The organism is Undibacterium sp. GrIS 1.8 (assembly GCF_040544445.1).
Taxonomy (GTDB): Bacteria; Pseudomonadota; Gammaproteobacteria; order Burkholderiales; family Burkholderiaceae_D; genus Undibacterium.
Window position 1 is genome coordinate 15,498 of the sequence record NZ_JBEONQ010000035.1, and the last position, 21,904, is coordinate 37,401.

Sequence of the window (21,904 nt, forward strand, 5' to 3'; positions counted from 1 at the left end):
AAGGGCGCATTAAGCGCCCTTTATAATTAAATAGTCTAATTAAGTAATCGTTTGGGACAGTCACTTTAGGCCAAAATTAATTTTGATTTAACGATCTGCTGGTGCTTGTGCCGGTACTCGTTGCCAGCCAGCAGGGCAACTTTTAATTGATGGATAAAAGCCATCGGGGTTATGACAGTAGTACCAATCACCAGAACTTTGTTGCGGTGTCACAGGTGTTACGTAGTTATTAGGCGGATTATTACTATTTGACTGCTCAATATAGACTGTGGTTGGAGGAGCAACTACGACATCTGGATAATAGCGATAGGTATTTGGGTAATAATATGGTCCACCATAGTAATATGAACTGGCAAACACAGGGAATGGGTTTACATAAATCCCCAGACCAAAGCGTGGTCCATGATAAAACGGACGTGCTAGCGCTACACTGCTGCTAGTGATGGCAAGGATTACCAACAAAGAAACAAAAGGTTTAATTAACTTCATCACACACCTCACAAAAAATACAATGACGACATCTATACTTAGTTTAGGATGAAAATCATAATATTGCTTAACGAATTACAGCCTGTTACTGGTTCGTTACACACTTATCATCTTTATTTAAACTACGTTACATGGCAGGTTTTAAGCAAAATAGAGCTCAATACATTATTGATACAGCCGTGTGTATCTGACCGGATAAGTATGAAAAAGTTTAATCAATACAATACAAATAGCGTTTTAATTAAGATAGTAAAGCGGAGAGAAAAATGACTTACGAAGAATATTTAGATGAAGTAACCACGCTGTTGACTGAAATGTATGACCTCACAGACGAGGCGGCGATTAGGTATGTGATGCGCGCACAAGCGGCGAGTTTTTTTAGTTTGCATGACGATTACCCAGAAATGCGCAATCAACAGCGCGCGATTCATGATGCCAAACTAGTATTTGAGCAAAGAAACAAATCACGTCCAGAAATTTATCGAAAATAATTTCGATTTTCAGGCACTAAATGTTGCTCTAATGGTCAATATCAAGATTTTGATTTAGTTTTTACAGTTTAAAGAGAAAATCATCCTTTTTATGAAAGAGCGCTAGTGCTTTCTATTAAGGTTTTTTTCTTTCATTTTGTCCAATGCTGATTTAATTTACTTGAAAGCTGCCATGCCAAGTTTGAAGTCCTTGTTCGTTATTTTCCCCCTCTCTGTCTTTGCTTTTACAAATATTGCTAGTGCGGATAGTTTCAATACAAAAGAGTTGAACAAAGCCGACGCTGCTGAAGCAAGTAAGCCCAATACCCGTGAAAACTACACCAAGTATGAATATCGCATTCCCATGCGTGACGGCGTTAAGTTATTCACTGTGGTGTATGTTCCCAAAGATGCCAGCAAGACCTATCCATTTTTGATGGTACGCACGCCATACAGTGCAGGCGTTCATCAGCAGGATCAATTGCATTATGGGGTAGATTTTTATCCTACTTCTTTAGGTCCATCTAAAGAGTTTGATGCCAGCGGCTACATTTTCGTCAATCAAGATGTGCGTGGCCGTTATATGTCTGAGGGTAAATGGCAAGAGATGACGCCGCATCAAAAAACTGCGCGTTTAGCAGGTGAGGGTGTTGAGAGTCAGGATATGCATGACACCGTTGAATGGTTGCTGAAAAATGTATCTGGCAATAACGGCAAAGTCGGAATCTGGGGCATTTCTTATCCCGGATTTTATACATCTGCCAGTATCATCGACTCCCATCCGGCGATCAAAGCAGCATCTCCGCAAGCACCAGTGACTGATTTGTATATGGGCGATGACTCATATCACGGCGGCGCCTTCATGCTGGCGGCAAATTTTGGGTTTTATGCCAGCTTTACAGAGCAAGCTAACCCGACTAATCAACCTAAGCGTTGGGATGAATTTGATTACGGCACTGACGACGGTTATGACTATTTTCTGTCACACTTAACGTTAAAAAATATTACGGATCAGCTCACAGAAAAGCAGCGCGAGTTATTGATGCCCACAATTACTCACACTAGCTACGATGGTTTTTGGCAGTCCAGAAATATCGCAGCACACCTCAAAAACATACATGCTGCCGTGCTCACCGTTGGTGGTTGGTATGACGCAGAAGATCCACAAGGACCTTTGACCACTTACCGTAGCATTAAGAAAAATAATACTGGTATCTACAATGGCTTGGTCATGGGGCCATGGGCACATGGAGGTTGGGGCCGCTCAGAAGGAAAGTCACTGGGATATGCCAATTTTGATGCGAAGACGGGCGACTATTATCGTAAAAATATCGTCTTCCCATTTTTTGAACAGTATCTGAAAGGCGTTACTGGCAAAGCGATGCCTGAGGCGCAAATGTTTGAAACTGGTACGAATGTTTGGCGCAGCTATCCATCCTGGCCGCCGCAACAAGCGCAATCCCGCAGCTTGTATTTAGGTGCCAATGGCAGTTTAAGCTGGACCCAGCCATCCTCTTCTCTTGCTGATGGCAACGCATTTGATGAGTATGTCAGTGATCCTAAAAAACCTGTCCCGTTTGTTGGTTATACCGCGATTGGTGTGCCAAGAGAATATCCGACATCCGATCAGCGTTTTGCCTCCACCAGATCAGATGTGCTGGTGTATAAGAGCCAGCCGCTGGAGGAAGATATCACCATCGTCGGACCGATTTCTCCTAAACTATTCGTTTCTACCACGGGCACTGATGCTGACTGGGTTGTGAAGCTGATCGATGTGTATCCGAGTGATTATCCTTCTACCGTAGAAGAAAAATCTAGACCCAATGATGTGCCACCACCTTCTATGACGATGGCTGGATATCAGCAATTAGTGCGCGGTGAACCCTTGCGCGGCAAATTCCGTAATGGTTTTGAAAAGCCGCAACCGTTCGTTCCTGGTCAGATTGAAAGCGTGAATTATTCTATGCCAGACGTCAACCATACTTTCCGTCGTGGTCACCGCATTATGGTGCAGGTGCAAAGTTCTTGGTTTCCGCTGATTGATTTGAACCCACAAAAATTTATGCAGATTCCTGATGCAAAGCCTGAAGATTTTCAAAAAGCGACTCAGCGCGTGTACCATGCACCGGGACAGTATTCCGCCATCGCGGTTCAAGTTTTACCGACGGAAAAATAGCGTCGATAAGCTAATCAGTGTTCGATGCAATGGCAACAAATGGTACTAAATGGTAGTAAAAAAGTGCCAAAAGCGCTTCGTGATCTGAGTGATGTCATTGACGTCATTTGATTACTTGATTCCTGTCTGACTTAGTTAAGCTGAGTCAGGCTTTCATTTATTTTTATGAGACACGATCGATGAAAAAAACAATGACACTACGTCGTAGCGCATTAGCGATTTTGCTGTGCTTCTCTTCAACCGCAGCGGTTCATGCCCAATCCAATACTAATAATCTGGTATTAGAGGCACAGACGATGGACCTCAAAGCAGATCCATGTACGAATTTTTTTGAATATTCTAACGGTACCTGGCTCAAGAATAATATGATCCCGGCCGACCGCTCCCGTTTTTCTGCTTATGACGAAGTGACTGAGAGAAATCTGCTGGCCTTGAAAGCGATTGCAGAATCCGCATCCGCCAAATTGGCAGAACCAGGAACTACCGCCGTTGTTAATCTGGTTGGTGCTTATTACCATAGCGGTATTGACGAGGCTCGGATCGAGGCCGATGGCGCCAAGCCACTGGCAGCAGATTTGGCGCAGATTGATGCGATTACTGATCGTACACAGTTGCTAGCTGTCATCGCCAGACAACATCAAATTGGTGTCGGATCGTTATTTAATTTTTACGTTGATCAAGATGCTAAAAACACGACGCGCTATATTGCGCAAATCGTTCAAGGTGGACTGGGATTGCCGGATCGTGACTATTACCTTAAGACCGATGTAAAGACGGTAGATATTCGTAAAAAATATCAAGCATATGTCGCCACTATGTTCACGTTGTTAGGTGATGCACCAGAAGTGGCAAAACAAAATGCAGCCGCAGTCATCGCATTCGAGACGCGCCTGGCAAAAGCCTCCTTAAGCAAAGTTGCACTGCGCGATCCACAAGCTTCTTACCACCTCATGGATATCAACGGCTTAAGCAAATTAAGCAAACTTGATGGCAATGCCAAGTGGGCAAACTATTTCAAAGACATAGGATTAGATCAGCCGGCACAATTTAATATCGGACAGCCAAAATTTATTGCGGAAGCCGGTTTGATGCTTAATACCTTACCGCTTCCTCAATGGAAAACCTATTTACGCTGGCAATTAGTCAACGCAAATGCCAAGGATTTATCTTCTGCATTTGTGAATACTAATTTTGATTTTTACGGAAAAACTTTAGCGGGAACAAAAGAATTACAACCGCGTTGGAAGCGGGTATTACATAACCTCGATACCAATATCGGCGAAGCATTAGGCGAGCTTTATGTTGCGCAATTTTTTGGTCCAGATGCAAAAGCAGGTGTACTGGAAATGGTCGACAACATCAAGCAAGCGATGCGCGACAGTTTGAGTAAATTAGACTGGATGTCTGCCAGTACCAAACAGCAAGCTTATCGTAAGCTCGATACCATCGTAGTCAAAATTGGTTACCCAGATAAATGGCGTGATTACAGCCAGCTAAAGATTGATCCAAACTCCTACGCTGGTAACAACATGCGTGCTGCCGAGTTTGAGTTCAAACGCAATCTTGCCAAGTTAGGTAAGCCAATTGATCGTAACGAGTGGGGCATGACGCCGCAAACCGTCAACGCTTACTACAATCCTACGATGAATGAAATGGTCTTCCCAGCGGGTATTTTGCAACCGCCGCTGTACCATATTAAGGCTGATCTGGCCGCTAATTATGGCAATACTGGTGCGACTATCGGGCATGAGTTGACACACGCATTTGATGATGAGGGCCGTCAGTTTGATGCCGATGGTAATCTGAAAAGCTGGTGGACCAAGGCCGATGAAAAAGCCTTCTTAAAACGAGTAGCGGGAATAGAAAAACAATTTGACGAATTCAATCCTATCGAAAAATTGCATATCAACGGTAAATTAACTGCGGGTGAGAATATTGCCGATTTAGGTGGCGATAAAATCGCTCTGCAAGCATTGCGCGCAGCGCTGAAGAAGACGCCACAGCCCGAAGTGATTGATGGTTTGACGCCAGAGCAGCGCTACTTTATCGCCAACGCACAAAGTTTCCGTGGCAAAACACGTGATGAAAATTTGCGTCTGCAATTAGCGACTGATCCCCATTCACCTGAAAAATATCGGGTGATTGGACCTATCGCCAATATGCCAGAATTTGCCGAAGCTTTTAGCTGTCCTGCCGATCGCTCGCCGTTGCGCCCAGCAGGGAGGCGCGTCACGATCTGGTAACTTGGAACGGTCGTAGTCAGAGTAAATAACTAATACAGATAGAAGGTGTAATCAGACCCCGGCTGGATCATCGGGACTGATTACACCTTTTCCATTTCTTCTGCATCTAACGCGATCACATGAGTTTGCAGCATGCCCGTCTCGTCATGCCATTCGCGCACAACACATGCCTGGCCGAAATCATCCAGATCAACAATTTTAAAAAAATTACCGATCATTGATTCAAATAAAATTCTTTCATCTTCGGGAAAGCTTTTGATAAATTGCTTGTCCAGACTCACAATACGCACGATATCTCCCACCGCAACTGGTTGATTTTTACAGTCGAGTAATTTTGGGGTAGTCATATTGGGAGTCCTGAAGTGTGGTGATAGATGGGAGACGCATTATCCCATAGCTTGATGCCGCGGTTAAGTGTGCTTGCTCGTCTTGGTGTCTTCAAATATAAAATTATTTGAAATCAGATGTCTAGATTCTATAAGGCTTATGGCGCGAAAATAGCCTGCAAACCTTATAAGTGTTGAATGGTTTCCAACTCAATTGAGTTAAAAAAAGGGTAGTGCACCTGATGATATCACTACCCCAATGCTGTTAGTTACTACCTAAGCAGTCGCTCATTACTTACCTAATTGCGTCGGCATTGCGGGAGCCTGCTGGCGTTGTACTGGCTGATAGGTCTGCATTTTTTGCATGACATTCTGGATCGCTGCGTCGAGTTGTGTGTCGTGTCCGAGGTTGACTTCTGTCGGATCTAACTCGACATCAATGTCTGGTACGACGCCTTCATTCTCAACACGCCATTCGCCGTCTGGGGTAAAGAACCGGAAGAACGGTACTAGCAGATTGCCGCCATCGATTAGATCGGGATTGGTGGAGATGCCGATCAATCCACCCCAGGTGCGTTTGCCGATTAACGCACCCAAACCCAGACGTTTAAACGCATATGGTAAGAAGTCGCCGCCTGATCCTGCATCCTGATCAATCAGCATGGCTTTAGGGCCATAGATCGCTGCTCCTGGCGTATCAAACAGCAGGCCATCTCGGTCCTTCCAACTTGCCAGATATTTTCTGCTCAGGATGTCTGTGATGTAGTTAGCCGCTTGTCCACCGCTATTGCGGCGCTCGTCTACGATCAAGGCAGGTTTATCTGCTTGCGCATAAAACATGCGGTTGAAGTATCGATAGCCAGTTTCACCAGTATCTGGCAGATAAACGTAAGCGACTTTGCCGTTGGTTTTTTTCTGCACATACTCACGGTTTTTTTCTATCCATTGCCATTGGCGTAATGCAGATTCATTTCCGATAGGCTGCACGATAATCTGATGGGTTTGCTTGCTGGCCAGGTCACTGGTAAGCGTTAATGTCACTTGCTTACCTACCGTGTTTTCTAACAGTGAATAGATATTTTTGCTGGCATCCAGAGGTTTGCCATTAATCGCAAGCAAGTAATCACCAGGTTTGATTTGCAGGCCGGGGATTGCTAATGGTGCTTTTAAAAATGGATTCCAACGGTCGCCCGGCAGAATGTTTTTAACACGATAATGTCCTTGGTCGATGCTAAAGTCGGCACCGAGTAAACCTACAGCGACTGGTTTTTCTTCTTGCACGTCTCCACCACCGATGCGGTTATGACCGACCTGTAATTCACCGATCATTTCTACCAGCAAGTCGTTTAAATCCTCACGTCGTTGCACATGTTTAAGCAATGGTTGGTAGCGTTTATAAATACCGTCCCAGTCCAGTCCGTGCAAATTGGCATCATAGAAGAATTCTTTTTCCATCCACCAGGCTTCGTTAAAAATCTGTTCCCATTCCTCACGCGGATTGACCTTCATGCGTAGCTGAGATAAATCGATTGGTTTGGTTTCTAATTTTTCACCTGCATCGCCAATTTCTAGTTTGACTTTACCGGACTGGATTAAGATTTTTTTGCCATCACCACTGAGGCTGAAAGAAGCGATATTTTGTCTGAGTGATTTCGCTTTTTTGTCGTCAAAACTAAAACGGAACAATTCTGCATCGTCGTCATTTTTTGCAGAAGGCAGTTCATTGCTGACGCCGGGCTGACGATGCTCTAAATAAAATAGTGAGCCGTCGGAAGCGACCGCCAGCGTATCGTAATTACGCTCTGCCACTGGCAGCGCAACGATACGTTGTTGCAAGCCATCCAGATCAATTTTGACGGGCTTAGTTGGCTTGCCAGAGCTATCGTCCTTGGCTTTATCTTTACTCTCTTTATTATCCTTAGAGCTTTCTTTAGTATCGTCTTTAGCGCCTTCTTTTTTGTCGCTATCTTTTTTATCCTCGTCTTTTTTTGCATCATCTTTTTTATCGTTCTCATCACCGCTCTTCGGTAGCAGAGGCGATTTGCCGTCCGCCGCTAGTACGGCAACGTAGATGCCATTGCGCAAGGGACGTTCTTGGGTAGACATATCCAGTCCTACATGGGTGGGTCCAGAATTAGTCGACGCAGTAAAGTACAAATAGTCTGCCGCGGCAAAAACAGGATTATCGGCGTGGCTCATGCCATCGGTCAGATTGACGTTTTTACCCGTTTGGAAATCATGCAGTTTGATTTGTGAAAACTGGTTCGCACCCACCACGGTATATGCCAGCCAGCGGCTGTCGGATGAAAACGAGACAGCGAATTTAGAACGTCGGGCGCTCACATCGATCTTGCTGATATTGCCCGTCACCAGACTGATTGCATACAGTTGCAAGTGATTGTCCTGTAGCACGATCGTCTTGGCATCCGGTGACCAGTCTAATAAGTTGAAATAGCCTTGCTTGCCCAGCGCATAGGTTTTGGCTTTGTCTAAGCCGGTCTGATCGCGTACGACCAGACTATGCTGACGACCTGCATCTGAGATGTAGGCGATCTGCTTGCCATCAGCGCTCCAGATACCATCTTTTTCACGGATGCCTGAGGTCTCTGTCAAATTGCGGACTGAACCATCTTTCACCGGTACGGTAAATACATCGCCGCGGGCGCTAACGACGACACGTTTGCCGCTGGGGGACAGACTCGCCGAAGTGATATTGCTGCTGGCGTCTTTCCATTGTGGTCGCGCTTGTATTGCTTGCGCTGTTTGTGACTCCAGATCGACGTGGATGCTTTGTGTTTTGCCGCTGACCGTATCCAGTTCCTTAAGCGCGCCACCGACTTCATACACGACTGTCGTGCCATAAGCACCGAGGTTACGGACATCCCAAACGGTTTCTGTCGTGACTTGCCGTACTGTTTTATTTTGGCGGTTGTAAGCAAATAGATTGGCCGCACCATCTTTGCGATCAGAGATAAAAAATACCTCGTCGCCAACCCAGACAGGATTGCTGTCGTTGGCGTTCTCGTGAGGGATTTTTTCTAATTTGTTATTTGCCACATCCATAATCCAGACCGGTGGCGTGGTACCGCCGCGATGCTGACGCCAGCCGCTGGTACCGCTATATGCCTGACGGAAAGGGCGATAGGCCAAGAGTTTTCCATCGCCAGACCAGTTACCTTCAAAGGCAATGGCTTCCATGACTTTTTTCTCGTAACCGCCTTCCAGCGGCACCTCATACAACTGGTTACTGCGACTATTCGCGATTTCTCGGTTGGATGAAAACAGCACGCGTTTACCATCGGCACTCCAGCCCACCACCACGTCTTGACCAGGGTGCCAGGTCAAGCGCCGCGCTTCTCCGCCTTGGACTGGGATTACATACACGTCGGTATTGTTGTCATAGCTGGCAGAGAACGCCAGCCATTTGCCATCAGGAGAAAATTTGGGGGCAAATTCAGATGCCGGATGCGTAGTCAGTCGCATAGGATGTTGGCCGTCGCGATCTGCCAGCCAGATGTCACCTGCATATACAAACGCCAGATGGTCGCGGGACACCGTTGGTTGGCGCAGCAGCAGCGTGTCGGCAGCGTTTGCTGCCTGGGTAGTAAAACAGCTTGCCAGCAAGATGCTCAGAACAGATAGACGACCAAGTTGATGAATACGCATTCGACTCCTCCTTTATAAGTTTTCTAGTTCAGGCAGGTGCCTGAGTATATTTAGACTGACGCAAAATTTAGCATACACAGTTGCTATCGCTGCGTCTTGTCGACGCAAATTGTTTCAGTCTTATTATATTAATGAATTACATAGACTATTTCACCATAGAAATAGTTCGCAGTTTTAAAAAAATACCTCGGCGAGTCTAAGCTTTATAGCCAGTGTTGCGTTATTTGTCGATCTTGTTTGTGCTCAAGATTCCTAGTACGGCACGAAGTGAATCACTTGCTATTTTAATTAATAGGGGAGTATGTCGATAAATATGCGTTTAAGACCATTAATTATTTGGACAATAAAATATACTAAATAGGAGTATATTTTTATGAAGACTTAATTTTTTATCTAACTTTTAATGTAATTGCACGTTTGTTAGCGTATTGTTTGCCTGTCGTTGATTGCGGTCATAAAGTCGTTATCGCTTTCTGCCAAGACTCAATTCTTATCCGTCAGATGTAGAAGAGCGCATAAAATAGCGAACTTCAATACTTCCTATTTATTCGCTGGCAATACTGCACTCGATCTGATTTATTGCCTGCTCCCGTCTAAAAATCGTCTCCCAGTTCCAATACAAGAAAGCACACCATGAGCAGTTTGCCGCAATGTCCTCAATGCCAATCCGTCTATACCTATGAGGATGGCAGTAATTTTGTTTGCCCTGAATGTGCTCATGAGTGGAGCAAGGACGTAGTGGAGGATAGCGTTGATCAAAAAGCAGTGGTGCGCGACGCCAATGGCACGGTGCTCAATGACGGTGATTCGGTCACGGTCATCAAAGATTTAAAAGTCAAAGGTTCTTCTTTAGTCGTCAAGGTCGGCACCAAGGTCAAATCGATTCGTCTGGTGGATGGCGATCATGATATTGATTGCAAAATTGATGGCATAGGCGCGATGCAATTGAAATCGGAGTTCGTTAAAAAAGCCTGATGCTGAGTTTTAGCGCATCAGCATCAGGTATCAATAATGTGATTGCTTTGGTTTTTGCTAATTGGATAGCGGCAGGCGGTATAAATATGTAGCAAGGCGGGGCTCTAACTTACACATGCTGCATGCTGTTACAGCGGATTAAAGGGGGCGGTGCTATCATCGCCTTATTGTTCAGCAGCACTAATTAGTGATTCAAGCTAAATTTCTTACTAGCTTTTAAGAAAATTTTAAGCAAATTCCTGTACTCACTTACTCTCTTTTCTCTATGAATGAAACCGACGTCAAACGCTACCTGCCCTGGGTAGTAGCAACCGCCTTATTCATGGAGCAGCTCGACTCCACCATCCTCAATACCGCAGTCCCCTCAATGGCCCTCAGTTTGCAGGTCACACCGCTGAGTCTTAAAGCGGTTGTCACCAGTTATATCCTGAGTCTGGCGGTGTGTATTCCCATCAGCGGCTGGATGGCAGATCGCTTTGGTACGCGGCGTGTGTTCAGCACGGCGGTCGGCATTTTTACCTTGGCTTCTGTGCTGAGTGGTTTGTCAGTTAATGTGCCGATGCTGGTTGCCGCCCGGATTTTGCAGGGGATAGGTGCGGCGATGATGATGCCAGTCGGGCGCCTGGCGATTATTCGTACCTTTCCAAAATCTGAGCTATTGATGGCGATGAACTTTGTAATCATCCCGGCCTTGATCGGCCCTTTGTTGGGGCCGACGATTGGTGGTCTGATTGTGCATTGGTTACCCTGGAGGGTGATTTTCTTTATCAATGTGCCGGTCGGTTTGGTCGCGCAATGGCTGATCCACAAACATATGCCTGATTATCGTGGTGATGGCAATCGGCCGATTGATGTGATTGGTCTGCTGCTGTTTGGCGTTGGCACGGCCTTGCTATCTTGGCTGCTAGAGATATTTGGCGAACACCGGATAGACGGGACATCAGAGGGCATTTTATTTTTGCTGTCGCTTTGTCTGCTAGCCGCCTATGGCTGGCATGCACGCAATACGCCGCACCCCTTATTGCGTTTGACCTTGTTCCGCATCCGTACTTTTAGAGTCTCTGTGGTGGGTGGGTTTATCACGCGCCTAGGCTTGGGCGGTTTGCCGTTTTTGCTGCCTTTACTTTACCAGCTTGGTCTTGGATTGCCGGCCTGGCAATCTGGTTTGCTGATGATGCCCGCTGCTGCCGCTGCGATGGGGATGAAGCTGATTTCAGCGCGCGTATTGCGCCGCTTTGGTTATCGCAAAGTATTGATGATGAATACCGTCATGATCGGCGTGACGATTTGCACATTTGCTACGGTGTCTTCAGGCACACCGATTATCTGGATTGTTTTTTTAGGATTAACGCAGGGCTTTTTTAATTCGCTGCAATTCTCCAGCATGAATTCGATGGCGTTTGCCGATATTGGCACTGCCGATTCCAGTATGGCTAGTACGATTGCCAGTTCGTTGCAGCAGATGTCGATGAGCTTTGGTCTGGCTTGCGGATCTTTAGTGACGGCCTGGTATTTGGGGGACTTGCCGCAGTCGGACAAAGTCGCCGTGACCAGCGCCTTGCATCACGCATTTTTGACTTTGGGGGTAATGACGATGCTCTCGTCGCTGACATTTTGGACTTTGCGCGCCGAGGATGGTGAGAGCGTCAGCAAGGGCTTGCCAGCGGCAAATTGATTACCATCGCTGCTGCTAGATTAAACCCAGATTTTCCATTAGATCGCTACCACTTCGCAAAAAACCCAGACGGCGTGCGGTCTTCAGAGGGATAGCACCACCGCGATTTGAGTGGGAACGCTACAGCGACAATTGCACCTTTGGCGAAACTGCCTCGCGTTGTTGCTCCTCCTAGCAAGATGCAGCTTGCGTCATCGTCGCGTCTAGCCAGTCAGTTCGCCAAAGGCACACTTGTCGCTGTTCCAATGGAAAATCTGGGTTAAATATACTGGTAGTGTGTATATTTAATCGTCCAAGTAATCATTGGTCGGTGGGGCATATTTTATCAAATAGGTGGGGAGTATATTGATATTTCGACTGATGTCACCTGATTTTGACTGGATTTTTTAGTGATGGCTCAGCGTGCTGCCAGCAGATAAATTCTTTATTAATCTTCCTTAATAATTTTCTTTAATAGTTTTCCTACCCGGGTATAAAAAAACGAGAAATACCTCTTTCTCGTTTTTTGATGTGACTTAATGATTTACTTAGCCGCTACTTAATATCCTATCGTTTGTGCTGCCTCATGCACCAGTTGCTCAAATAAATCATGGCGCATCTGTGCAATTTCTCCCGATTTGACTGCGGCTAAAATTGCACAGCCAGGCTCGGTATGGTGATGGCAGTTATAGAATTTGCACTCGCCCAGATGCGGTAAAAATTCTGGGAAGGCGCGTTCCAGCATCCCTTCGCTCAGATGATGTAATCCAAACTCTTGAAAGCCCGGCGAATCAATAACGCCAGTTTTGTCATCCATCTGGTACAGACGGGTAAACGTTGTTGTATGTTTGCCCGTGTCCAATGCTGCAGAGATTTCGCGGGTGGCGATCTCAGCGTCGGGGATCAGCAAATTGATTAGCGACGATTTGCCCATACCTGACTGGCCGATCAGAATCGTGTGATTGTCCTGGATCAGTTCCATCATTGCGACGCGGGTTTGTTCCGGTGCGGTGGTGACCGACACTTCTAATACTGGATAGCCCAAGCCAGAATACAGCGCCAGACGTTCACGCGCTTTAGGTAAGCTGGCGGTGACGTCAATTTTATTTAAAACGATACTAGCTTTGATGCCGGATGATTCAGAGGCGACCAGCGCGCGTGATATCAGATCATCGGCAAAGCTAGGCTCGGTGGCGACCACAATGATCAGTTGCGTCAGATTGGCCGACAGCATTTTTGATTTGTATTGATCCGAGCGGTAGAGCAAAGTCGTGCGCGGTGTGATCGCCTCAATCACGCCCTGGTTCTTGGACGTGAGCTGATATTCAACAATATCGCCGACTGCTACATCACTTTTTTTACCACGTGTGACACAGTGCAGTTTGATACCTTCTGCCTGCACCAGATAATGACGGCCATGTGCAGCAATGACAGTCGCTAACAGCTTTTCGCTGGTGGACGATTTTGACTTGGGCTTGCTTTTGATCTGGCTCATTAAGAAAAACTTTGCTGAAAAATCGCATCGACTTTAGCGGCGCAAATAAAATCATTTTCAGAAATCCCACCTTTACCGCCGTTGACGGTATGCGTATCAAATTTGATCAGACAACGATTGTAGGTGACGACCATTTCAGGGTGATGATCTTCTGCATGGATTACGTAGGCGATGGCATTGATAAACGCCAGCGTCTCATAATAATTTTTGAAATTATAGGCTTTAACAATCCGCGGTCCATCTTGTGTCCAGCCCGGTACCGCGGCAAGATAAGTGGGCAAACTAGCTGTATCAAGACCAATGTCGGTCGGTACGGATTTTTTTGCTAACAGGTCTGTCGTTTTCATGATGCATTTACCTTGTAGAGTTCTGGTTAGGTTGCTGCTGAGCTTGATGCTGACAGCAGCTGCTTAATTCGCAAGGACGCAGGCGGATGCGAATCATAAAATTTGGAATGCAAAGGATCTGGCGTCAAGGTATTGGCATTGTCTTCATATAGCTTGACCAGCGCAGCAACCAGATCGTTGGCATTGGTATGTTTGGCGGCAAACGCATCTGCCTCAAACTCATGTTTGCGCGAACTGATCGAGGTTAGTGGCGACAGCAAAAAGGTGAAGACGGGCAGTGCCAGCACAAACAAAATCAGCGCCATTGCATCGTTCGACGCCAGTAACATCGGGTCAACACCCAAGCCGTTATAAAACCATAGTTGTTGTTTGAGGTAGCCCAGCAAAGCTAAAAAGCCTAGCGAAACCACAAACATCACGCCGATGCGCTTAACAATGTGTTTTAGCTTGAAATGTCCCAGTTCGTGCGCCAGCACGGCTTCAATTTCTTCCGGTGACAGACGTGACAGCAATGTATCAAAAAATACGATGCGTTTAGCCGCACCAAAACCTGAGAAATACGCATTACCATGCGCGCTGCGTTTGGAACCGTCCATCACAAACAAACCGCTGGACGCAAAGCCGACACGCTGCATCAAGCCTTCAATCCGGGTACGCAAACTGTCATCCTCCAGCGGAGTAAATTTGTTGAAGATCGGTGCGATTACGCTAGGATAAATTAGCATCATTAGTAGTTGAAATCCGCTCCATACCAACCATGCGTACAGCCACCACAATGCGCCAGATTTTTCCATCAGGCTCAGTACTACCCAGATGAGCGGCAAGCCAATCGCTGCGCCAAGCAAGGTGCTTTTGATCATGTCACCAAAGAACAGGGCAGGTGTCATTTTATTAAAACCAAATTTTTGTTCCAATACGAATTGCCGGTAATAGTCAAAAGGCAATTCGATTACGCTACCAATGGCTGCAAACGCAGCGAGCAAACAAAGTTGGTACACCATGCCAGGACCGGTGAGTTTGATGATCATCACCGACAATAATTGCAGGCCGCCGAGTAAGGTAAATCCGATCAATACAGCGGCATTCAACACCAGCAGCAACAAGTCTAGCTTAGTCTTGGCGACGGTATAGTCAGCCGCTTTTTGATGGGCAGAGAGAGGGATTTTTTCGGCAAATTCTGCCGGAACCGCAGCTCGGTGCCGTAAAACATGGCGTAGTTGCCGCGAACCCAGCCAAAATCGCACGACGAGGGTCACTAATAAAAATGCCGCGAATAAAACGGAAAATGCTACAGAAATCATGGGAAAATGCCACATTGATTAAGAGAAGGAAGAATTATGTCACAAGCTACCGACATTCAAGCAAACACTGCATCTGATAAGCCAGCGCCGACCCCACCGGCAAAGCCAAATGAGTTCAATCTGATCTGGCTGGACATGGAAATGACCGGTCTTGATCCCGACAATGACCGCATCATCGAAGTGGCCGTTGTCGTCACCGATATGCAATTAAACGTCTTGGCTGAAGGTCCGGTATTCGCGATCCACCAGTCGGATGAGACCATGGGCAAGATGGACGCCTGGAACAAAGGCACGCACGGTCGCTCAGGTTTGATTGAACGTGTTAAGGCATCGACCGTGTCGGAAGAAGATGCAGAAAAAGAATTGATCGCTTTCTTAAAACAATATGTACCGGCAGGAAAATCGCCGATGTGCGGTAATTCAATTTGCCAAGATCGTCGTTTTATGGCGCGCGGTATGCCTAAACTGGAAGCGTTTTTCCATTACCGAAATCTGGATGTATCGACGCTGAAAGAATTATGCAAACGCTGGAAGCCAGCAATTGCCAGCGGCTTTAAAAAACATCAGAAGCACACAGCGATGGCCGATATTATCGAGTCGATTGAAGAGCTGAAATACTACCGTGAACATTTCATCAAGGAGTGATCTGAAGTTTGGATTTTAGTGTGGCCTTGATTTGGTGTTTAGCGAGATGTTTGCTTAGATGCCTGATGTAGAGTGTCATTTGCTTAAAATAAAAAAACGCGCCAATGGCGCGTTTTTTTATTGGACGATACTTATTCAGCAGTACTACACATAAACACTACTCCAAATTGATATTGCTAATTTGCAGCCTGTTGACATTTAAGAAGGCGGGTAATTTTGTACCCTTTACTTTTACATTACGATTTTGCCATTCGCGCAATTGCACCAGACGATTTTTATCATCGCTTTCTAAACGCCAGACTTTGCCGTTGACATCGCTCACCGCCAGCCACAAGTTTATGTCTGATCCCTTTAAAGTCAGCATGCCAGAAATCGTCAATTGCTCGGCGACCGTATCAGTTTTTGCAGAACTTTGGGTTGCTGCTGCCGGAGTTGCTGCTATCGCTTGCGCCCGATGCTCAGCGCAAGCAATCAATAGCGTTGAGACTGTCAGTGCTGGTAGCAAATAAAATAGCCGGTGCGAGATGAGATTTTTTTTCATGGCTTGTCTTAATGGGGAGGCGTGGCGATACAGTCACGCCTCCCTACATTAATGAATCACCAAGGTGACAGACGTACCCGATGGCACCACTACCGAGTTTTTGGTGTAGGTGCCAGAAGTGATGCTGTCTTTAGCGTAAGTGTGTGTAGTTGCCGTGTAGCTGTTGTTTAAACTTGTTGCCGTGGCTGGCTGATATATCTTCGCCAAGGTGCCAATATCGATAGCTGCAAAACTGTAAGTCGTACCACTATCAACATAGGATGCCCCGGGGAAGCCAAAGCCCGACGGTAAATTAGACCCTGGCATCCCACCAAACATGGATGCACCGAACTTAGTAAATTCGTCAGCCATTCCTGTTCCGCCCAATGTTTTAATCAAATTATCGAGACAAGTATAGCTAGTCGGACTAGTTGTTCCATTTAGGTTATCACTGCAATTCGTGATCAAGTTTTTAGCAAGTGCGACACCGTAACGACGATTCATAAATGCGCCAAATGATCCGCCCATCGCATAACTATTACTTGCGTTATTAATATCTGATGCCCAGTTAATATAACTAACGCCACCGCCAGATTGTAAATAATCAGGGATACGCACTGAGGTCATTTTATCTATACCATTCAGACTGATATTGGCAAGAATATCTTCACTCATCATGGCTGAAGTTTCTTCTAACCAGGTGTCATGATCAACACCTCGCAGAATAGCTCTTTGATAAAAATTAATCATATGTGTTGATTCATGCAACAGTGTTGATTTAACGTAGTCTGGGTCATTTTTGATCGAGGTTGCATTGACAAAAAATGCGAGTGCTTGGTTTGAGCTGGAGTAATCAATTTTACTAGGTGATGGATCTTTGTAGGTTTTCAACACATTATTGAATGCAGCAAAATAGCCTGCCCATCCAGTATTGCTTGGGACATTCAGGATAACAACATTAATATCTTGCAAGCCAGCACTGTCATTGATGAGTTGTGAGGAATAGTTTGCAGCAGCAGTGCCATATGCATCACCCAATAAGGACACTAATTTGTCAAATCCTGCTGTTCCAGGACCACCTTGGCCATCAAATGCACAGTAGGTCGCACTAAGCGCTAACACGTCACTATCTTTGATGGTGCCGCTACTGGTTGCTAATGGGTCAACCCAAAATACGGCTTTGCGTCCAGAAGACAAAGTACAGATTTGTTTAACCGCCACGTTGTTGTAGATCACGGGCGCTTCATAGTTATCTGTCCAGCTGCGAGTGGTGTTAAGTACAGGCGTTGCGTGAGGTATTACAGCATTGATTGCATTTGTATTGGGGGCTAAATTAGCAGAAGTTTTCGCTGCAAAACTACGCGTCATTAATTGTTGTGCTATCTGATGATTTTTCTCAAGCATTTTTGTATGGGCGTAATTTTCATCTTGATGCAGAGCTAAAGACATCATATTTAAATTCGCCACTGGCGCAGTTTGAGCATTCGATGCGATCAGTCCCTTTGGTGCAATTTGTGAACTAACAACACTAGAGCCGCTGGATGGGACGGTGTAGGCAGTTGTTGTTGATGCATTAGAAAATACCAAGGTCGCACTATTTGTTGCTGTTACACCAGAGATCGCGATGTTGACTGATTGCGGGCTGTTGCTATTGTTGCTGTAGGTCCAGACGCCAACGCCGCTGCCGCTATAAGTTGTGGCACTCGTCGCACCGCAATTGGTGCCTGCACAAGCAGGAGTTAAGGTGTTTGACGAATTTAAAGGCAAAACACCGACGACGATACTGCCGGTACTGGATTTGTTATTACTGTTGCTGACCGTAACCGTTGCTGTGTAGTTACCTGCTGCAGTGTAAGCATGAGTTGCGGTTGCTGTGTTGGCAGTAATGCCATCACCAAAATTCCACAAGTAAGTTAATGGCAACCCGTTTGGATCAGTCGATGCAGCGCTGAAGGTTTCTACTTTATTTACCGTCGTGGTGAGTACTGTTGGTTTTAATACAGGTGCTGATGGCAAGTCAATGTTGACGGTATAAGTGGATTTGGCCGTCGTTCCCAGATCATTGCTTGCAGTTAAGGTGACCGTGTAAGAGCCGCTGGCGTTGTACGTATGATTAGTTGTTGCACCGGTTCCTGTGGTGCCATCACCGAATGCCCATGCGTAAGTGACCGTACCGCCGCTAGGATCGCTGGAGCTGCCTGTAAAGCTGATGATTTGATTTGCCTTGAAACCTGTCAGTGCCGTTGCCGAAATCACCGGTGTCGATAGCACTGCATCGATGACAGTAAATGATGCCGTAGCCTGTGCACTTGCACCCGCGCTATCACTCGCTACCACCTTGACGGGGTAGGTTCCTGCTGCTGATGCGGTGATATCAATGCTGTTTCCAACCAGGACTGGCTGGGTACCAACAGTCCAGCTATATGTAATTGGTAGATTCGATGAGGCAGTTGCTGTAGCGGTTAAATTAAATTTTCTGCCTGCATACAGTACTGACTGACTTGGGGGATTGATTTTTACGGTTATTGTTGTCGCTGGAGTTGCTGCGGCAGGAGTCGCATCTCCGCCACCACCACCGCCACATGCGGATAAGCCAGCAATGACAAGAAATGCCAGAGCGATTTTAGATAAATGAGTTTTCATCGAGTACAAAATAGTAGGTAAATAAAATAACAATTAATACTCTGAATTAGTGCTCTGAATTTGCACTCTTAAGGTATCGCTTGCCAGCTCAACAAATTAGAATTCTCTTGTTCGCTACGATAAATTTGAAATGACTTAAAAAGTCTAGTGCATCTATATGTGAAATATACAGGTAGGGAGTAATTTTAATCGTCCATTTAAAGTGCCGATCTTAAGGCGATTAACGCCTATACTCCCCACTTTTTTGTAACTATTCGTATCAATTCGTATTCAGAACTTCAAAAAATACCTCAGTAGCTTAATTGAAGGTCTAACCGACACGTTCGACTAAAAAGTGCAGTTAAAACCTAGAACTGAAACCTAGAACTGAAACGTAGAACTTAAACGCCCAACAATTCCACTTCAAAAATCAAGGTTGCGTTGCCTGGAATGACGCCGCCTGCACCGCGTGGACCGTATCCCAATGCAGATGGAATCGTCAATTTGCGGGTGCCGCCGATTTTCATACCTTGTACGCCTTCATCCCAGCCTTTGATTACATGACCAGCACCTAATGGGAATGAAAACGGATCATTACGGTCTTTGCTTGAATCAAATTTTTTGCCAGCACTGCCATCTGGATTTTGCAGCCAGCCGGTGTAATGAACGACGACATGATTGCCAGCTTGCGCTTCTGCGCCTTCGCCGACGATAGTGTCTTCATATTGCAGGCCGGATACGGTAGTGATTGTGGTCATGATTTTCCTTAATTAAAAAATTGATGCAATTGTAATAGAGCGAATGATTCTTCAGTGCAATGCCCTAACAGAAATTTTAGTCGATTTCTTCAGATTTGCTTGGGATTTACTCAAAATAGATCGCTACGATAACGGGTGAATTAACAGGTGAATTAACGGGTTAATTAACGGGTGAAGTATGACGCAAGTCTTGATGGCTACATTTTGATTTCATTTTGAGTACATTCTGAATACATCACGGGGATATTGTAATTAATATTTTGGAAATAATATCTTGAAGTTCACAGCTTGTAACGCTTGCATTAGGTCTTGCGGGTTAAAATAGTGTCCATTATTTTTAATCTGTCCTCACATTGCAAAGCGGTAAAAATTCATGCTTAGTCGTATTTTGTGTTTGCTGTTGTTCGTGTTGTCTTCGTTCCCCGTTATTGCACCACAAGCAGAGGCTGGTATTGTTGTAGTGCTTAATTCCCGCGATGCCACAGTCAGCCTGCTGGATCAAGAGTCCCAAAAAGAAATCAGCACCTATGCCATCGGTAAAGAGCCACATCATTTGATGGCAACACCCGACAATAAATCGGTAATCGTCGCCAATGCTGTTGGTAATGAATTGGTTTTTCTGGACCCGAAAACAGGCCAGGTGCAGCGCCGCATGAAGGATATTGCCGATCCTTATCAAATTGGATTTTCGCCTGACCAAAAATGGTTTGTCTCTAATTCTTTGCGGCTTGACCGGGTCGACTTTTATCAATACGGCGGTAAAGATCTTAGCCTGGTTAAGCGTGTTCCCTTGGCTAAATTACCTAGCCACATGGCGTTTGATGCTGCCAGTACGACTGTGTTCATTACTCACCAGGGTAGCGATCAGGTGTCTGCGATTGATTTGGCAACGCAAAAAGTTAAATGGACGCTGCCGGTAGGCAAACTTCCCGCAGGTATTGCGATGACGCCGGATGATAAATATTTATTAGTCGGCATTATGGGGAGTGATTATGTCGAGGTGATTGATTGGCGTGCTCAAAAAACGATTAAACGTATTAAGACCGGAGCAGGGGCGCACAACTTCCGCGCTTTGGGTGATAAACGTAATACGTTTGTATCTAACCGCGTTTCCAATACGATTAATATCATCGATCAGATATCGCTAGAAAATGTAGCGACGATTGATGTGCCGGGTGGCCCGGATTGTATGGAGCTGAGTGCCGACGGTAAGTCCTTATGGGTAACGCTGCGCTGGATTAAGAAAGTGGCCGTGATTGATGTGCCATCCAAAAAAGTTCTCAAGCTAATCCCAGTTGGCCGGTCGCCGCATGGCGTTTATTTTATGGATCATGCGCCGCGTATTTAGCTGCATTTAGACGAACCGCAGGCTCAGAGACAAAATACATGATCCATTATCGCCGTCAGATTATTACTTTATTAATCTCGTCCTTGAATGTGCTGCCAGTCATGGTCAGCGCTGCTGAAATTATTAATGGCGCTGCCTGCAAGGCAAAGATTTATCTCACGTTTGATACCGGTAGTCAGTCGCAAGCAGAATTGATCGCCAATACCCTACGCCAGCATCACATCAAGGCGACGTTTTTTCTAGCGAATGAAAAGACCATTAAGGGCGATTATTCTCTTGACCTAAGTTGGGCGCCTTTTTGGAAGAAACTGGTTGAGGACGGTCATGCCTTTGGTACGCATACCTTTGATCACGTTTATGTAGTCCGTGATCTGAGGGATGGACGGATAGAAGTCAAACCGCAGTTTGGTGATTCTGCGGGAAAAAAATTAGTCTGGACGCCGCAGCAATATTGCGACGAATTAAAACGGGTCGATCAGCGTTTTCAGCAATTAACAGGACGCCCGCTAGATCATTATTGGCGTGCGCCTGGTGGCAAGCTCACTAAGAACTTACTCAGCGCCGGGCAAGCCTGCGGTTACGCCCATGTTGGCTGGGCGCCTGCCGGATTTTCTGGCGATGAATTATCTAGTGAGGCCTGGAGCAATCCGGTCTTATTGCAACGTGTATTAAGTCAGCTCAAAGACGGTGATATTTTTATGGCGCATATGGGCATCTGGTCACGTAAGCAAGCCTGGATGCCAGAAAATTTGCAGCCTCTGCTAACAGGACTTGAGGCCAAAGGCTATTGCTTTGCAACTTTGCGTGAACATCCTATGTATAAAGCGGCTCAATAAAAAAGTAAGTCCTAACAGTGCAAAACAATAATT

At 45.8% G+C, this 21,904-nt stretch carries 17 protein-coding genes; 8 read left to right on the plus strand and 9 right to left on the minus strand.

All coding sequences use genetic code 11. The annotated features are described in order from the left end of the window. Positions 1-87: 87 nt before the first annotated feature. On the minus strand, positions 88-489 hold the full coding sequence (locus AAKU64_RS15815) for a hypothetical protein (protein WP_354334305.1): 402 nt from the start codon (positions 487-489) through the stop codon (positions 88-90). Positions 490-755: 266 nt separating this feature from the next. Between AAKU64_RS15815 and AAKU64_RS15820 the strand changes: the two genes are divergently transcribed. The 3 genes from AAKU64_RS15820 (at position 756) to AAKU64_RS15830 (ending at position 5,378) form a co-directional block, all read left to right on the plus strand. Continuing rightward, complete coding sequence (locus tag AAKU64_RS15820; protein ID WP_322118269.1) at positions 756-980, plus strand: hypothetical protein; 225 nt, start codon at positions 756-758, stop codon at positions 978-980. A 172-nt stretch (positions 981-1,152) separates the two neighbouring features. Then, complete coding sequence (locus AAKU64_RS15825; RefSeq protein ID WP_354362411.1) at positions 1,153-3,135, plus strand: CocE/NonD family hydrolase; 1,983 nt, start codon at positions 1,153-1,155, stop codon at positions 3,133-3,135. 179 nt (positions 3,136-3,314) lie between these two features. Beyond that, positions 3,315-5,378, plus strand: coding sequence for a M13 family metallopeptidase (locus tag AAKU64_RS15830; protein WP_354362412.1), 2,064 nt, complete (start codon positions 3,315-3,317; stop codon positions 5,376-5,378). 80 nt (positions 5,379-5,458) lie between these two features. On the opposite strand, the gene AAKU64_RS15835 is transcribed toward AAKU64_RS15830, so the two are convergent. Then, positions 5,459-5,725, minus strand: a complete 267-nt coding sequence (locus tag AAKU64_RS15835) for a hypothetical protein (RefSeq protein WP_354334299.1) — start codon at positions 5,723-5,725, stop codon at positions 5,459-5,461. 270 nt (positions 5,726-5,995) lie between these two features. Continuing rightward, positions 5,996-9,370 carry a S41 family peptidase gene (locus tag AAKU64_RS15840; protein ID WP_354334298.1) on the minus strand — a complete coding sequence of 1,125 codons (3,375 nt, stop codon included), beginning with the start codon at positions 9,368-9,370 and terminating at the stop codon, positions 5,996-5,998. Positions 9,371-10,003: 633 nt separating this feature from the next. Here AAKU64_RS15840 and AAKU64_RS15845 point away from each other — a divergent pair. Together AAKU64_RS15845 and AAKU64_RS15850 are read left to right on the plus strand one after the other, a co-directional pair. Further along, positions 10,004-10,345, plus strand: coding sequence for a zinc ribbon domain-containing protein YjdM (locus tag AAKU64_RS15845; protein WP_354334296.1), 342 nt, complete (start codon positions 10,004-10,006; stop codon positions 10,343-10,345). A gap of 265 nt (positions 10,346-10,610) precedes the next feature. Beyond that, positions 10,611-12,020, plus strand: coding sequence for an MFS transporter (locus tag AAKU64_RS15850; RefSeq protein WP_354334294.1), 1,410 nt, complete (start codon positions 10,611-10,613; stop codon positions 12,018-12,020). A 538-nt stretch (positions 12,021-12,558) separates the two neighbouring features. On the opposite strand, the gene rsgA is transcribed toward AAKU64_RS15850, so the two are convergent. From rsgA to AAKU64_RS15865, 3 genes are read right to left on the minus strand one after another with little or no spacing between them, the layout of a single operon-like run. Continuing rightward, entirely contained in the window at positions 12,559-13,494 is a 936-nt protein-coding gene (rsgA, locus tag AAKU64_RS15855) for a ribosome small subunit-dependent GTPase A (RefSeq protein ID WP_322119355.1), read from the minus strand. Then, a complete protein-coding gene (locus tag AAKU64_RS15860; RefSeq protein WP_354334292.1) occupies positions 13,494-13,841 on the minus strand; it encodes a 4a-hydroxytetrahydrobiopterin dehydratase in 348 nt (115 codons plus the stop codon). The genes rsgA and AAKU64_RS15860 overlap by 1 nt, the downstream gene beginning before the upstream one ends. 26 nt (positions 13,842-13,867) lie before the next feature. After that, the gene (locus AAKU64_RS15865) at positions 13,868-15,142 is read right to left on the minus strand and encodes a M48 family metallopeptidase (RefSeq protein WP_354334291.1); all 1,275 of its coding nucleotides are present in this window, start codon (positions 15,140-15,142) and stop codon (positions 13,868-13,870) included. 36 nt (positions 15,143-15,178) lie between these two features. Here AAKU64_RS15865 and orn point away from each other — a divergent pair, with 36 nt between their 5' ends. After that, the gene (gene orn / locus AAKU64_RS15870) at positions 15,179-15,787 is read left to right on the plus strand and encodes an oligoribonuclease (protein WP_354334289.1); all 609 of its coding nucleotides are present in this window, start codon (positions 15,179-15,181) and stop codon (positions 15,785-15,787) included. Positions 15,788-15,944: 157 nt separating this feature from the next. Here the strand turns inward: orn and AAKU64_RS15875 are convergent, their stop codons facing one another. From AAKU64_RS15875 to AAKU64_RS15885, 3 genes are all read right to left on the minus strand, one after another. After that, positions 15,945-16,328: a hypothetical protein gene (locus AAKU64_RS15875; RefSeq protein ID WP_354334287.1), complete on the minus strand. Its 384-nt coding sequence runs from the start codon at positions 16,326-16,328 to the stop codon at positions 15,945-15,947. Positions 16,329-16,376: 48 nt separating this feature from the next. Next, complete coding sequence (locus AAKU64_RS15880) at positions 16,377-18,950, minus strand: PKD domain-containing protein (RefSeq protein WP_354334285.1); 2,574 nt, start codon at positions 18,948-18,950, stop codon at positions 16,377-16,379. Positions 18,951-19,330: 380 nt separating this feature from the next. Further along, entirely contained in the window at positions 19,331-19,687 is a 357-nt protein-coding gene (locus AAKU64_RS15885) for an FKBP-type peptidyl-prolyl cis-trans isomerase (RefSeq protein ID WP_354334284.1), read from the minus strand. Between the two features lie 373 nt (positions 19,688-20,060). On the opposite strand from AAKU64_RS15885, the gene AAKU64_RS15890 reads away from it, so the two are divergent. Next, positions 20,061-21,035, plus strand: coding sequence for a YncE family protein (locus AAKU64_RS15890; protein ID WP_354362413.1), 975 nt, complete (start codon positions 20,061-20,063; stop codon positions 21,033-21,035). 101 nt (positions 21,036-21,136) lie between these two features. Then, positions 21,137-21,871 (plus strand): polysaccharide deacetylase family protein, encoded by a 735-nt coding sequence (locus AAKU64_RS15895; protein ID WP_354334311.1) that lies wholly within the window; start codon positions 21,137-21,139, stop codon positions 21,869-21,871. Positions 21,872-21,904: the final 33 nt, after the last annotated feature.

Coding starts and splice junctions, on each gene's coding strand:
- AAKU64_RS15875 (WP_354334287.1), bottom strand. CDS start 16,328: ATGAAAAAAAATCTCATCTCGCACCGGCTATTTTATTTGCTACCAGCA.
- AAKU64_RS15840 (WP_354334298.1), bottom strand. CDS start 9,370: ATGCGTATTCATCAACTTGGTCGTCTATCTGTTCTGAGCATCTTGCTG.
- AAKU64_RS15825 (WP_354362411.1), top strand. CDS start 1,153: ATGCCAAGTTTGAAGTCCTTGTTCGTTATTTTCCCCCTCTCTGTCTTT.
- AAKU64_RS15835 (WP_354334299.1), bottom strand. CDS start 5,725: ATGACTACCCCAAAATTACTCGACTGTAAAAATCAACCAGTTGCGGTG.
- orn (WP_354334289.1), top strand. CDS start 15,179: ATGTCACAAGCTACCGACATTCAAGCAAACACTGCATCTGATAAGCCA.
- AAKU64_RS15845 (WP_354334296.1), top strand. CDS start 10,004: ATGAGCAGTTTGCCGCAATGTCCTCAATGCCAATCCGTCTATACCTAT.
- AAKU64_RS15815 (WP_354334305.1), bottom strand. CDS start 489: ATGAAGTTAATTAAACCTTTTGTTTCTTTGTTGGTAATCCTTGCCATC.
- AAKU64_RS15895 (WP_354334311.1), top strand. CDS start 21,137: ATGGTCAGCGCTGCTGAAATTATTAATGGCGCTGCCTGCAAGGCAAAG.
- AAKU64_RS15885 (WP_354334284.1), bottom strand. CDS start 19,687: ATGACCACAATCACTACCGTATCCGGCCTGCAATATGAAGACACTATC.
- AAKU64_RS15890 (WP_354362413.1), top strand. CDS start 20,061: ATGCTTAGTCGTATTTTGTGTTTGCTGTTGTTCGTGTTGTCTTCGTTC.
- AAKU64_RS15850 (WP_354334294.1), top strand. CDS start 10,611: ATGAATGAAACCGACGTCAAACGCTACCTGCCCTGGGTAGTAGCAACC.
- AAKU64_RS15860 (WP_354334292.1), bottom strand. CDS start 13,841: ATGAAAACGACAGACCTGTTAGCAAAAAAATCCGTACCGACCGACATT.
- AAKU64_RS15880 (WP_354334285.1), bottom strand. CDS start 18,950: ATGAAAACTCATTTATCTAAAATCGCTCTGGCATTTCTTGTCATTGCT.
- AAKU64_RS15820 (WP_322118269.1), top strand. CDS start 756: ATGACTTACGAAGAATATTTAGATGAAGTAACCACGCTGTTGACTGAA.
- AAKU64_RS15865 (WP_354334291.1), bottom strand. CDS start 15,142: ATGATTTCTGTAGCATTTTCCGTTTTATTCGCGGCATTTTTATTAGTG.
- AAKU64_RS15830 (WP_354362412.1), top strand. CDS start 3,315: ATGAAAAAAACAATGACACTACGTCGTAGCGCATTAGCGATTTTGCTG.
- rsgA (WP_322119355.1), bottom strand. CDS start 13,494: ATGAGCCAGATCAAAAGCAAGCCCAAGTCAAAATCGTCCACCAGCGAA.